Source organism: Pseudoalteromonas sp. CO348, from assembly GCF_004208845.1.
Taxonomy (GTDB): domain Bacteria; phylum Pseudomonadota; class Gammaproteobacteria; order Enterobacterales; family Alteromonadaceae; genus Pseudoalteromonas; species Pseudoalteromonas maricaloris.
On sequence record NZ_SGPI01000035.1, the window covers coordinates 1 to 14,687 of the forward strand.

General features: G+C 41.6%; 7 protein-coding genes. 2 read left to right on the forward strand and 5 right to left on the reverse strand.

Annotated features, from left to right (window positions below):
- Positions 1–249: 249 nt before the first annotated feature.
- Positions 250–2,517 carry an aminotransferase class V-fold PLP-dependent enzyme gene (locus EXT48_RS18380; RefSeq protein WP_130165308.1) on the reverse strand — a complete coding sequence of 756 codons (2,268 nt, stop codon included), beginning with the start codon at positions 2,515–2,517 and terminating at the stop codon, positions 250–252.
- A gap of 252 nt (positions 2,518–2,769) precedes the next feature.
- On the opposite strand from EXT48_RS18380, the gene EXT48_RS18385 reads away from it, so the two are divergent.
- On the forward strand, positions 2,770–3,675 hold the full coding sequence (locus EXT48_RS18385) for a sulfite exporter TauE/SafE family protein (RefSeq protein WP_239360048.1): 906 nt from the start codon (positions 2,770–2,772) through the stop codon (positions 3,673–3,675).
- Between the two features lie 269 nt (positions 3,676–3,944).
- Positions 3,945–6,356 carry a TonB-dependent siderophore receptor gene (locus tag EXT48_RS18390; protein WP_130165309.1) on the forward strand — a complete coding sequence of 804 codons (2,412 nt, stop codon included), beginning with the start codon at positions 3,945–3,947 and terminating at the stop codon, positions 6,354–6,356.
- A 104-nt stretch (positions 6,357–6,460) separates the two neighbouring features.
- Here the strand turns inward: EXT48_RS18390 and EXT48_RS18395 are convergent, their stop codons facing one another.
- The 4 genes from EXT48_RS18395 to EXT48_RS18410 form a co-directional block, all read right to left on the reverse strand.
- Complete coding sequence (locus EXT48_RS18395; RefSeq protein WP_130165310.1) at positions 6,461–7,336, reverse strand: GyrI-like domain-containing protein; 876 nt, start codon at positions 7,334–7,336, stop codon at positions 6,461–6,463.
- Between the two features lie 121 nt (positions 7,337–7,457).
- A complete protein-coding gene (locus EXT48_RS18400) occupies positions 7,458–8,660 on the reverse strand; it encodes a response regulator (RefSeq protein WP_039491679.1) in 1,203 nt (400 codons plus the stop codon).
- A gap of 46 nt (positions 8,661–8,706) precedes the next feature.
- Complete coding sequence (locus EXT48_RS18405) at positions 8,707–9,912, reverse strand: EAL domain-containing protein (RefSeq protein ID WP_130165311.1); 1,206 nt, start codon at positions 9,910–9,912, stop codon at positions 8,707–8,709.
- Between the two features lie 29 nt (positions 9,913–9,941).
- A complete protein-coding gene (locus tag EXT48_RS18410) occupies positions 9,942–14,636 on the reverse strand; it encodes an ATP-binding protein (RefSeq protein WP_130165312.1) in 4,695 nt (1,564 codons plus the stop codon).
- Between the last annotated feature and the right edge of the window lie 51 nt (positions 14,637–14,687).

The window sequence follows — 14,687 nt, forward strand, 5'->3', positions numbered from 1 at the left end:
GGCTAGACAAGGAAAAAACTAAGTTGTGCTTTAGCAACAATGAGTTGGAACATTCCTTATCCAAACCTCAGGTTAAATAGCAAAATTTTCGTCTGGTTATCGACAAGATTTTCTCGCCTCAGAATAGATCACTTAATTAAGCGAATTGGTATTAGTCATTTTTAGTATTCATACGGTAGTGTTAAAAAGTGAGATCAAAAAAGCCCCATAGCAAGTGCTGTAGGGGCTTTAGAAAGGAAATAGGGCAGGTTATGCTGATGGAATGAGTGCATACCCTCCTTTTAAATGTCCGATATTATGAAAGCCGAGTCGTGCTAGTGCTTGTGCGGCAACTTGTGAACGGCTGCCGCTGCGGCACACCAACACCAACTCTTTCGACTTGTCTTGACTATGTTTGCAAATAAAGTCAGTAAGGCGGGTGAGGGGCACATTTTGATCAAATGCTCTGTCGTGGTTTAGGGCATATTCATGCGGTTCACGTATATCAATTAACAGCACACCTTCGTTGTTAGCGATGTGAGCATTGAGCTCTTTTGTAGTGTACTCGTGCAATTCAAATTGGTTTTTATTGCAAATCGCTGCGCCACACATGATCTCACTGCCAGCCTCATCAACAATGTTTTTGTCTATTTGTGCCTTTTTCTCGACAAATACATCAACTGCAACGTCATGTTGAAGCACACTGTTTAATAGCAAATTGCGATTACACTCTGCCGCTAGGGTAGTTGCAAACTCATTGTTGTAGTCGTGGCTTGGACATAACAAAGTATCGGTTTCGATAAGTTGAGCAAGTAGCTGAATACTGTGCAGCATCGCTTGTGATGAGCTGGTGGAGAAGTTGGTTCTACCTAGTGCTCCCATCAGGATTAGGTCACCACAAAAAACGTATCTAATGGTGTACTCACTTTGCTGTTGCTCCAATAGCATAAAGGTGACGCTATCTTCCGTATGTCCTGGGGTGGCTAGTTTTGCAAGACGGAAATGACCAATAGCTAGCGCTTCAAGTGACTGGCCTTTAAATTCAATTTGTGTAGCTTGAGTAGGCCAGCCTAAATGGTTACATGCTTGCTTTGGTAAATTCAGTGCGGTTCGACTCGATTCGTGATCAGCGTGCCCATGAGTATCAAGTGCGGCGAGCAGTGTCAGCTGCTGGCATTCCAGTATCGTATTAAGACGTTCTACCAGCTCAGGAAGTGGATCGATAATAATCGCCGTTTTTGACTGCTTATCTGCAAACAGCCAACAGCATGCACCACCCACTTTAAATTGTACTAGGCCGTCAAGTGCTTCTTTATTGTTAACGCCATTCGCCGCTTGCATGAGACAGCTGTGACCGAGTGCCTGAGCACAATGGAGAATGCGCTCACACGCCGCGTCTATTTCAGTTTGGGTTGTGGCAGGGCCAAAAGACAGTCGAATAGCCGATTCGCTTTGCCATACAGGGAGTCCCATGGCATCTAGCACAAAACTGCGCGTTACCTTTGAACTGCACGCTGAACCCGAGCTGACACGGATGTTTGCTGCGTCGAACAAATCCATGATTTCTTTTGAGCTAAATCCCGGAATTGCAAAGTTTAGTGTAGTTGGAACGCTATTACTGAATTGATTATTAAATACAATTGTCGGGAACGCATCTTTAAGTGTTTGCGCCAGCTGATTGCGAAAATCGTGTAGCTTATCTACGCTTGCAAATTGGCTGTCATTTTCTTTTAGCAGTTCGTCAAAAATCACATTCAGTGCGGCAAGGCCTGGTAAGTTTTCTGTTCCTGAGCGTAAACCGCTCTCTTGACCGCCTCCTGCAATAAATGGCGTAAACGGCGCGGTTTCTCGAATATAAACAAAACCGATGCCTTTTGGTGCATATAGCTTATGGCCGCTAAAAGGTGCATAGTCAATTGTTGTTCTTGCTAGGTTTAAGCTGCGTTTTCCTAGGGCTTGTACACAGTCAACCATCCAAAAAATATCTGAATTATGCTTTCTTATTACTTCTTCTAATTTGTTCAGGTCTTGATATACACCGGTTTCATTATTAACAGCCATAGTGCAAATCATTAGCGCATTAGGCACTTCACTGGCGATAAACGCTAAATCCAGATTACCTGCACCATCAACCGGGATGGCTTTGACATCGGCATTAATTTCTAAAATTTGATTCCAATGTTTGAGTGATTCAGGCACTGCTTTGTGTTCAGTAGCCCCGTAAAGTAGCGTATATTTTTTGTTTGGCTGTATCTTCTTTTTTGCTTCACAAAGGGCTGATAGTATGCCGGTCTGGATGCCCTCGGTTGCGCCGCTGGTGAAGATCACTCGACCATGACCAGAACCTAAAACAGCACGTGCTTTTTGGCGAGTGTGCTCCATCAGTTGCTTCGCTTGAAGGCCTGTAATATGGCTGCTGCTGGGGTTGCCAAACATGGTTTTCATGGTAACCAATGCTGCGTCTGCTGCTTGCTCTAATACAGGGGTTGTTGCATTAGCATCTAGATATATTTGAGGTAACACCGTTTCTACTGTCATGACTGAGCCTTTAGGTATAAGCAAATTACCGATATAACAAAAAGTAATAAGTAATTATTTATAGTTATAATAAGGGAGATAGGCGTACGTTTCAACTATTGAGGATGTGTTTCTTGCAGACTAGATAGAGTGATGTTTAATGTAAAATTAATTTGAAAAAAATGTGCTCATCATGTTTAATTGCGTTCGCTCAAAGGCAATGCGAGCAAGGTAACTGTAATGGTAAGGAAAGGCTCTTAGAGTAATGGATGAATGATGTTGCAACGAATAACAAAACCGACAATGTGGCCGTTATTTTTTACACTGGGTGTGTACGCTACGTTGATCTGGGTACAAGGCTTTTATCAGGCACTTGGCCAAATTATCAGTGAATCCCATATTGCGCTTACCATGGCGTTGGGATCGTTTGTGGCTGGTGGAACGGCATTAGGTGGTGGCGCCGTTGCGTTTCCTGTGATGACTAAATTATTAGACATAGACCCCGCTACTGCCAAGGTATTTTCTCTCGCGATACAAAGCTTTGGTATGACGGCCGCGACCATTACTATTTTCTGTCGCCGTATTCCAGTATATAAAAACGTTATTTTAATGGCGTTGCCAATGGCTGCGCTTGGTGTAACGCTCAGCCTATTGTATATCGCGCCTCTGGCACCAAGGCTTCTCGTTAAGTCTATTTTTAGTTTTTTGTTGCTCTGCTTTGCACTAACACTGATTTTGAGATGGTGGCGTAAGGCACATCACCAACCAAGCAGTGAGTTTATCCAGCCTAAAATGCTACGCTTTATGGCCGTAGCGTTAATCGGAGGTATCGCGAGTGGATTAGTAGGGTCGGGTGCAGATATTGCACTCTTTGCCTTGTTGGTGATCGCTTATAATGCAGATGTGAAAAAGGCGACTGCAACCTCTGTCGTGGTGATGACGTTTACCTCATTGATCGGAAGTAGCATCAATGCGTGGCACCTCAATACGATCACCAGTGAAATAAACGGCTATTTGCTAGCGGCAATACCGATTGTAGTCGTTGGTGCTCCGTTAGGGGCTTATGTTTGTTCAAAAGTAAAAGTAGGGCATCTGGTCAGTTTTCTTTTAGTCTTGATTGGGCTTGAAGTGAGCTTCACCTGTTATGAGTTATATCCGACGCTGCTAGGATTGTTTTAATCTAATGCGGTTTACAAAATTGGGTAAGCCGCGAAGCGAGGAAATAACGAAGTTAGATTACTCTCGCTAAATAAAAATATCCATCCGTTACACTTTATTATCATCTTTGCGTGTATTGCAAAAAACATTACAAATTTAAAATGTAAATGATAGTTGTTATCATTACTATTGTTTTGCTAAACTTCGCCCCCTCTCTGATAAATTATTTTCTGAAATAGGTATTCGTGGCTATTTCAGAAAGATCCAATTGCGTAGTTTGGAGTTAAAAAATGCAATACTCTCGCTCTTCTGTTCTTTCCGCCTCATGCGTTGCGGTTAAGTTGGCTTTACTTGGTGCAAGCACAACGGCTTTCGCTTCTGAAGACATAGAAAAAATCAGTGTCTATGGCAAACATAATAAAATTATTTTGCAATCTGGAACTGCAACTAAGTCTAATTTGGATCTTATGCAGACCCCCGCAGCGGTTGTTGTTGTTGACAAAGAGCTACTAGATTCGCAAAGCGCAGCGACTTTACAAGAAGCACTACGCAACGTAAGTGGTTTATCTCAGGCAGGTAATAACTACGGCATTGGTGATTCGCTAATGGTTCGTGGTCTAGGCGTAAACTATACCTATGATGGTATGTATGGTGGTGCTGACTTAGGGAACAGCTTTAACCCAACACGCTCCTTAACCAACATCGAAAGTATTGAAGTGTTAAAAGGTCCTGCTACTGGCCTTTATGGTATTGGTGCAGCAGGTGGTGTAGTCAACTTAGTCGAGAAAAAGCCGCAATTTGAACAGGCGCTCTCAATTAACGGTAAAGTGGGTGCATGGAATACTTATGGCTTGGGCGTTGATTTTACAGATGCAATTACTGACCAGCTTGCCTACCGTGTTGTTGCAAACCATGAGCGTAGCGACGGCTATCGAGATCTAGAATCAAATAGAGACGAAATTTATGCAAGCTTACGTTTCGACCCAAGCAGCGAGCACTCATTTTTACTTTCAACGGCTTATATTGATGACTCACAACAAGTAGATTCAATTGGCGATCCGGTACGGATTATTAACTGGGATAGCATTACTGGGCAACCAGGACTAGTTACAGCTGATCGCTTGCCAAATGACCCACAATATGATGCTGAGAAAGGTAAGTGGTTAGGTGTACAACTGAATGATGAACAGCGCGCGCAACTTGCTGAGTCAATCCGTATTGGCGATGGCTTAAAGCCTTTCAATCTTGGCGATGGGAATCTTATTTCTCCTTTATCTCGTCCTAATGAAGGTGAAGAGTTACGGATAAAGCTTCGTCACGATTGGTACTTAAATCGCAGCTCAAAGCTAACCCAGCAGATATTATGGCGTAGTTACGATTCGGATTTTGTTCGCCAAACAGGTGCTTATAATTATGTTTATTGGGAGCGCAATGGTGTGATCAATGCAAACCCAAGAGCCCCGCTTGTGATTGATGATGTGCTATATCCTTATGCAGCTCGCCGTCAAGAGTATCGCCGTCAAGTTGCCAGCGAAAAAACTTGGCAGTACTTTGCCGATTTACAGTTAACTTGGGATATGGGTTCTTTGAGCGGTGAGCACTTAGTTAGCGTTAACTATGAAAATCGTGATATGCGCTTAAAAAGTTGGTCTGCATATGATGCCGATGGCAAAGGCTCAATTCCATTTATCTTAGATATTCGCGAGCCAAACTGGCCGACAGGCGAATTCGAGGATTATAACCCATCGCTACGTAGTAACTACGATAAAACACTTACGGCGTATGGCATTAGTGCACAAGAAGTGGTGTATATCACTGATGCACTAACTGCTCGTGCTGGCCTTGCATATACTAGCGTTGAACAAAAATATCAGCATTTAGGCACTGACCGTTCACCTGAAGAGAGTGAAGAGCTGGACACTGATGATGCTGGTATGACGTATAATATTGGCTTGAATTATCAAGTGACTTCTCAGCTTTCTGTTTTTGTAAATATGGCAAAGGGTCGTACTGCATACAGTGTACTGGGTAGCCTAGAAAATGAAGCTGATGCGAACCGTAAAAACAGACCTGACTCGGAATCTGAAACGTTAGATATTGGTGTGCGTTTTACTGCGTTTGACGAAGATTTATTGGGGTCATTAGTGTGGTTTGAAACTAAACGCACAAACCTAATGTATAACAATCCTGAGTATAACGAGCAGCCTGGTGAAGACTACAATGTGAGTGTTCCACGCTATTTCTTCGATGATGAAGATGAGTCAAAAGGTGTAGAACTTGACTTAAATTTAGCATTGAACGACCAAATCAGTGTGAACATGAACGCAACCTATCAAGATGCGGTTGAGATCCGTTCGAATGAACGCTCAGGCCAAATGAAAGGAGTGCCGAAAAAGTTTGCCAGCACGTGGGTTAAATATACTCAACCCGTAGATTGGTTTGAGGGGGCGCTAGAGTACAGTCTTGGCATTAACTATGAGAGTGAACGAACAATTAACTCTGTTTCTTTCGGTCTGCCTACGGCAACCATTGATGGTTATACCCGCTGGGATGCTGCAATTAAGTTCGATGCTGAACAGTTCGATATTCAGCTAAACCTTGAAAACCTAACTGATGAGCGCTATTACAGCAAAGCATTGTTCCTAGGTGGCATGCCTGGCAACGAGCGTAATGCTAAGTTGAGCTTTAACTATAGGTTCTAATTGGTTCACAAAGAAAAAGGAGGGAAGTCCCTCCTTTTTCTTTCTAAGCAGTCGATGCTTTGTCACGTTTAGATTAGTTATTCCTGAACAGGATAAAAAATCAGTTATTTAATGTAACAAGTGATACGAGTAAGAAGCTCGTGTGGTGGTGTATCTCTGACATCATTTAAGTACTCTTCGATAACAGGCACATCGGCAGGTTCAAACTCACTGTTAGGTAACCATTGTCCAAACAGATACTCGTAAGGCGTTTCAAGAGAAGCATAGTCACCTTGGTAAAGTAGGCTAGCGGTTTTGCCCGATGGAATGGCGAATTCACAAAGCCCCTCTGGGAGAGATGTTGTTGTCTTTGGCACTAAAATTGTTGCCATTGATTTCAGTTTGCTTTCCTCGACGGTTTTTGGGTCGTCAAAATACACACCAAAGAAACGCGTATCTTCACCTAATAAGCCTTGTTGTTGCGCCAGTACGTTTAACTTCTCAAATGCTTGACCGATTTGCATGTAATCGCCATGGTGCTCAAGTCCGATTAACATCATTTGCTCATTACTGCCTATTTCTACATTAAACATATTCGAATCCTCATCTACCTTAATGATATAAAACTCGGCCGCACAGCCTTTTGCCTTGGCCTGTTCTTGTTGGCGAAATAGGCTAGGTGGTTGCTTATATCGTTGAGAAAATGCTCGGCTAAATGCTTCAATACTTGCGTAGCCGGTTTGCTCAGCCACCTTTGCAATGGAGTCTTGGGTGCGAATTAACATACCTGCGGCAACATGCAGTCGCATTCTTCTCACGGTTGCATTGATGGTTTCCCCTGCGATTGAGCGATAAACACGGTGAAAGTGATAAGTCGACATATGGCATTGATCAGCAAGCGTGATCACATCAAGTTCGCAATTAATATTGTTATAGATGTAATCAATAACAATATTTAAGCGAGTAGTGTAATGGCTCTGGGTCGTTGCTTTTCTAGTCATCGTTCACTTCGTTGTTGGTTTATGCGGCCAATTACAACTCCGAAACTTACGTCAGAGCTGATATGGCTTATCATGGCAGAACTCGATTTGATAATGTTTGCTGATTTGTACTTTACGCAACTTATTGGTTTTCCGTAAGTGCTTTTTCCACAGCTTTTAAAATAGATGATTTGGTAGACGGTTTGGTGATGTACCCTGTGAGCCCCAAAGACGCCCACTTTCTGATTATATCTTTGTTTTTATTGCTAGTTAGCGCAATGATAGGAAGTTTTTTACAATGTGGAATATTGCGAATATTTTTGGTTGTATTGTAGCCATCAAGCTCTGGCATAAATAAATCCATAAATACCATGGTGAATTTATGCTTTCTCAATGTTTTTATAGCGCCTAACCCACTGGTTTCACAGTCTACTTTATACCCCTCATCACGTAGGATCTTGGCTATCATTTCACGGTAGATTTCGTTGTCTTCTACCACCATTATTTTTACTTCTTCTTGCTTGGTTTCAAGTGCTTGTGGTTCGCTGACATCGACTTCACCCGTATCACCTACTGGCAATACATTTTGCGCTAATTGCGCGCACTTAGAGTTGTCTTTTTCGCTCAGCAATGCAGTAAGCTCAGCGATAGAGAATTGTTTGTCTTTTAATCGCTTCGTTAATTCATGAACACTCTCAGCAAGCTGATGTTCTAATTCATCCAACAGTGGTGATAAATGTTTTTGTTTTAATTCATTTAGCAAGTCATCTTGAACTTTATTAATCCCTTTCTCATTGTCGAGATTACGTCTTACTGTTTGTAGCGTCTCATCCGCTTTTTGGTGGTACAAGGCTGCATCATCAATCAATTGCTTTAGCTTGTCATCTATGCGACCAAAATGTTCCTCTCTGATTTTGGCAACTTCAGATGTACCTTCCGTGCGAACCAAGGCATTATGTAGGATCATACGAAATCGGTAGTTCTCATACATAGGTTTGTAGACAAAGTAATCGGTAAAAATACCTTTCATACAACACCGAAAGGCCACGCCTGATTCTTTATTTTCACACAGTAAAATATTCTCATGAGCATAGTTAAGTAAGCCGTGCTTAGCGAGCAAGCTATAGATTTCGACACTTTTTGCTACCGTTTTTCGAGCAATAACGATGACATCAGGTGGAGACTCAGTTAGCACTTCTGCTACTTCTTTATGACTAGTGAGAGTACGGTATTCATTGACTTGAGAAGCGACAATATCGACAACGCCAGTCATTTCTGCAGGATCGTCGCAAATAATAATCACTTTTGGATGTCGTTGTGCGTGTTCAACGTCTTTTTTATGCATAGATTCCCTCTGACTATGAGAGTACAACAAAGCCCATTAGTTTTAATTATTTACTAGAATGAGACTTTTGCAATGCGGATTCTGAGACAGTTTGCAAAAACTCCGATGGCGTACAAGGTGGGTAGTAATAGTAGCCTTGAACCGATTCTACTTCGTAGCTCTGTACAACGACGAGGTCCTCAACCTCTTCGACACCCTCAGCGACGACTTCTAGTCCAAGTTGGTGAGCCATCTCACAGGTGCTCGCGATAATGACGCGTTTGTTGGGTTGCGTTGAACAGCCATCAACGAAGCATCTATCGATTTTGAGTTCATCAAACGGCAGCTCGTTAAGTTGCTTAATAGAAGAATATCCAGTACCAAAGTCGTCAATAGACAGCTTAAAGCCTTTAAGTTTTAAACGCAGCAACACATCAAGCGCGCGCTTGATGTTATCTAACAAGTGACTTTCAGTTAACTCTAAAGTGATTTGAGAGGTAGGTGTGCAATACTCTTCGCAAATGGACTCGAGTTTTTCTGGGAGTTTTATATCTTCAAGCTCTTTAACGCTCAAATTAATACTGAATTGAAGCGATTTAAGAATATCTCGATTATAGCTAAGCAAGGACAAAGTCTGTTTTAATAAACTATATGAAAGCAAATGAATAAGATTATGCTCTTCCATTGTCGCGATAAACTGTGAAGGTGGCACAGTGCCATCGGTATTATGATGCCATCTCGCAAGTACTTCTGCGCCAATAATTGCACCGGATGGACTTGCGACTTTTGGTTGGAAATAAGCACAAAACTCTTCTCGCAATAACCCCTCATAGATCTCATCTTTACTATAGTTTTGTAGTGCGTGTTGGGACTTGGTGGATGTATTTTGAGACTGGAGCTGACTGTAAAGTTCTTTAAGTTTGGTTGCAGAGAGTGGCTTTTCTAAACTAGATATAATGGTGAGGCCATGAAGCTCAGCCAGCGCAGCGGTATTTTTGATAAATAGGCCTTTTTCGCCACTTAGTAATGCGATAGGTGCTTGGATGCTTAGTTCGGCAAATTTCCGCAATATCTCTACACCATCCATTTGCGGCATGTTGATATCAAGCAAAATAAGGGAAGCTTGATGGAGCTCTTGACTTTCTAATGCAGATAGGCCGCTATTAAACCCTTTAAAAGTGCATGGTGTCTGGTTAGAAATCAACAATTGCAATTGCGTAAGAATAAGCTCGCTATCATCAATCGCAATAATAAGGTGCTTTTCATTTATCATACATACTAGACCTGAATTTTTAGCACGTGTTAAGTTAGATCTTCCACATTAAGTATAGAAGCGATTTCAGCTTGTGCATTATCAAAAAGCATCAAACATTGATTCAATAAATTTTCAATTTTTATCTGCTTACCCTCACTTGCAGCATGCTCAAGTTCTGCCATTTTTTCAGAGAGTTGTGTTGCGCCGACTGCTTTTGCCGAGGTTTTTCCTTGATGTGCAATATTCTTGACACTTTCAGGATGTTCTAGGTCTACCCCTTGTAACAGTTTTTTTGTGTCGTCAACAAAGCTTCTTAAGAAAATACTCTGTAACTCTTTATCTGTACCTACATATTCACTGAGTATCACCAAGTCGATATGTCTGGTTGGCGCATCTAGCTCCTCCATCAGTGAGGGAGCATTCTCCGCTTCTTGGTTGCATGTTGGAATGTTGCTCGAAAACCATTTTTTTAGCTTTTTGTTTAATTTTTGCAAGACAATGGGCTTTGCAATGTAATCGTCCATCCCGGCGTTAAAGCAAATATCTTTCTCACCGTCTAACGCATTAGCCGTTGCTGCAATGATAGGAATGTGCTCTAGATTGCGTTCACGTTCATGCTCGCGACGCTGTTTCGTGAATTCATAGCCATCCATCACTGGCATATGGCAATCCGAAATAATAAGCGAAAAGTGATACTGTTCGAGCAGCTGTAAGGCAACTTTACCATTGTCGGCGATAATGCATTGATAGCCTAGCAGTGCCAGTTGTCTTTTGAATAAATCCTGATTATAAACATTGTCCTCAACGACTAAGATTAGTTTGTTAAGTGCTTGGGCATCACTAATTGTAGGCAATGTCTTAAATTTAGTATCGCTGTCGTCATTTGTTGATTCACTGTCGATTAGCCCTTCTAAGGTGGCGATGTGTGAAACGACTTTATAAGCGTAATAAGGATATAGCGCGAGGTTTGAGACGTTGATATTATTTGCATGCGGAAGCTTATCCTGATTATTGTCTAGCAAAATATACTTGCACTCGCTTTCCGCGATGAAAACTTCTTTTCCTTCTGTAGTGAGTTGTTGGAAGGCTTCTGCAGTGATAACGAGATAATCAAATTGTTGACTATCAATTAGTTGCGCATTAAACAGTTCTCGAGGGAATATTTCACATTGGGCTTCATAGATGCGAAGTTGATTTTGCAGGTCTTTTTCAAATTTGTCCTCGTCGCCCACTACGGCAATTTTTAGTCTGTCTAAGGTTAAGCTAATAGCGCTGGTTTGTTTTGGCACTTCACAGTATGGCAGAGTAACAATAAAGTTGCTGCCAAAACCCTCTAGGCTTCTACAGTCAATTTCCCCCTCCATCATGGAAACAAGTTTGTGGGTAATGGAAAGGCCCAGTCCGGTACCGCCATATTGGCGTTGAATACTGCTATCTGCTTGAACAAATGGCTTAAAAAGGTTTTCGACTTGTTCTTCGGACATACCTTTACCATTGTCTTTCACGCTAATTTCCATATAACCATCATCGGGAGAGCGCCCAATAGTCACTTCTACAAAGCCGGAGGCTGTGGCGGTAGTTTTGGTGAATTTCAACGCGTTACCGATTAGATTTAATAAAATTTGGCGTAGTCTGACCGGATCTCCTAATTGCCAATTCGGTAACTGTGGCGAAAGATAAAAGGCAAGCTTGAGCTTTTTAGAGTCCGCTTGATATGCAAGGAGCTCCGCGAGTTCTTTAATAATTTCTTGCCAGCTAAATGGTGTTGATTCAAGTTGCATTTTTCCAGCTTCGATTTTTGAAAAGTCTAATATGTCGTTAATTATTCGAAGTAGCACCAATGCTGAACTTTTTGCGACTTTGGTGAGGTGAGATTGCTCATGATCAAGGTTAGATTGGGCAAGAATATCCAGCATGCCTACCACGCCGTTCATCGGCGTTCTTATCTCGTGGCTCATTGTTGCTAGGAAACGAGACTTTGCTTCACTTGCTTGCTCTGCTTTTATGCGAGCTTGCTCAAGCTCTGCAGAAAAGTTGATACTTTTAGTGATATCATTCTGGTAGATGAGAGTGTATTTCCCTGAATCTGTGGTGATGTTTTTCACTAACACGTTGAACCAGTGCAGGATATCTTCACTGACATACTGGCACGTCGTTAGTGCTTGATATTGTTCTTTGTCTTTTGCCTCTTCTAACATGGACAATAATTCGCTATTGTCTGTCATTGGAAGCTGGGTAATAAATGCTATAACGTCAGAGCCTTTGTTGAGAGAGCTTCCCATGAATTGGTATTCGTTGTGATCAGTTCTTTTGATGTGTTCGTTAAACTGATTCAGCATAGCTATATGCTGGTCTTCATCAATTAGCAGGATAAATGCTGGAAATGAATCAATGGCTTCTTGAAGCAGCTTTTCTGTCGACTTTTGGACTTTAAGTAAATGCTGCGCTGACATTCTTTCCACATCAGCTTCATGCATTTTTTCTAGGGCCTCTTTTCTCGCGGCGACGAGTTCCTTTTGTATTCTCTTTTGGCGATTGCTTTCATTAACTTGATTCGTTACATCTTTTACAACCCCGACAACAAACTGCGAATTTTCACTTGAGTAGTATTTTAAATTGAGAATTACATTTAGATATCTAGTTGAAGACTCGTCGCTTATTGTCAATTGAAGTTCACTAGATTGATCGTGAGTTAAGGAACGTAAGTTTGATTGCAACTTCTTCCTATTGTCACTATCGAGCAATTTTATAATTGGTTTTAAATTATGGTACTCAAGTTCGGGAGTTAAGTTAAACAGCGTCCTAAAGCCTTCAGAGGTATGTGCTAGTTGTTGCCCAACAGCCACCTCAAAACTGCCGATGGCGGCAAGCTTTTCAGATGAATTCAATAAAGTTTGGCGCTTTTGGATAGCGTCTTTTGCAGCTTGCTTGTCTAATTTTGCTTTTTGTTGGGCGCGATAGCTAATTGCTAAACCAAATAAGCAAAATGCAACTAATGACAATACCTGCCAGATAAACTTAATTTCTATAGTGTAGAAGAGATCTTGATTAAATGCTTCACGTGAATAGGCATAGGTACCCACTTGAAGCTCCTGATCCCAGATTTTTGCACTTAGAAAGTCGGTTTGGTCAAGATTATTAGTAAGCAGTAATTGGCTTAATGGAGTATGTGTGCCGCTAATTTTAATCGCGTCGACTTCCTGCTTAGTGTAGTAACCTGATGCGTTTTCTAGGCGAGTATCAAGGCTGAGTTCTAGGCTGCTAAGTAACACATCTAGTTGAGCTTCGTACCAATACAGTGTTTGCGTCAGCCCCTTATCGGATAGCCCAAGACCCGTCATAATCAATATACGGTGACCATCATTACCCCTTATGATTTGTGTAACTACCCCTCCACGGTGCAAACTTTCTTGATATTGAGAATAAAACGACGCGATCTGGCTTTTGTCTACATACGGAGTGTTATTAAGATTATTAACGTCTAGCGTTTGCAACTGAGATGGTTTAGCGAGATCGGCATTGGTGCTAATACTGGCATATCTAAGGCTTTCTATATGTGGCTTATACCATAGCGTTTTAAGGTGGTTGATACGCTCTAATGAATGGTTGTTTAGCTGCCTAAGAGTTTGCACTTCAGAGAGATATAATAGCTGCTTTTGACTTGCAAAATGTTCCACAAATAGCACGGCAAGTACTGACGAAAATATCACAATGAGCTGTGCAGTTTGTGTTCTAAGCGGTGCCGTTTTATATATTTTTAATTCGGTAAACGCTTTAATCAATAGGCAAATTAAAATGATATAAAGCAGTGCAATAGTTAAAGAGATAATGAGTGAGGTTTGAGCTCGCTCTTGTGACTTTTGCATAGATGCAGCAGCTGAGTCCTTCATATATTTAAGTAAATTCAAGCTACCACTAGCGAGCAGGTTCAAATAGGCAGTACTGTTATCCCACCACACATAGTGTGGTAAGTTGGCTTCAGCTCCACGGCTAAAGCGGTTTAGGGCTGAGGTGACATAGTCATACTCTCTAGACGCCGTAGCAGCATTGTATAGCTGTACGGTATTTTGATTATCTTTGAGGCTGTCCATCAGTGTGACATGAGTGGCGTAGTATTGTAGCGCGCTTCTCATTGCACTTAATCTCGTGGCCTCTTCATCTGCCGTTAGGTATCGGCTGATCTTAGCTCTGAGTCTGCCCCCTAACTCTATCGCTCTGATAAGTGTGTGAATATTCTGATACTGTGTTTTGTCCTCGTTGCTACCAAAATTATGGATGAAGGACTGCTCAGTTTGTATGGTTCGGACTGTATCGATTAAGTGATTTATCAAAATTGTGTAGCGAAGAAATAGTTGCTCGTGATTGATATTTGCTTGTCTATTGAGCTTTCTCAGTGTTTGTATATCGTCTTTTATGGTCAATTGAAACTGATCGAAGTTATTAATGCTTGTGAGTTTTTCAGCTGTGAGTCTTATTATTTTTTCGTCCGTTTCCTGATAATATGCAAGTAGCCGCGCGTCGTGTTCTTCCTCGGACTTAAATCCCGTGGACATGCCGCGTTCACGCTGCAGACTAAAGATCACTTCAATCGCTCTATCTAGGGCGGAAAGGTTGTTGTAGTATAAAGTCAGACTCTGGTGAACCACACGATTTTTATTAAACTCGTTAATTTCAAGGTAAAAACCACTCAAGCAGACTAGGGAAAAAAGGGTTAGGGAGATTATTTTAAAATACTTGCTCACATTTGCCACCTGCGTTATCTCACAAAACAAACTATAGTAGAAATATAAACA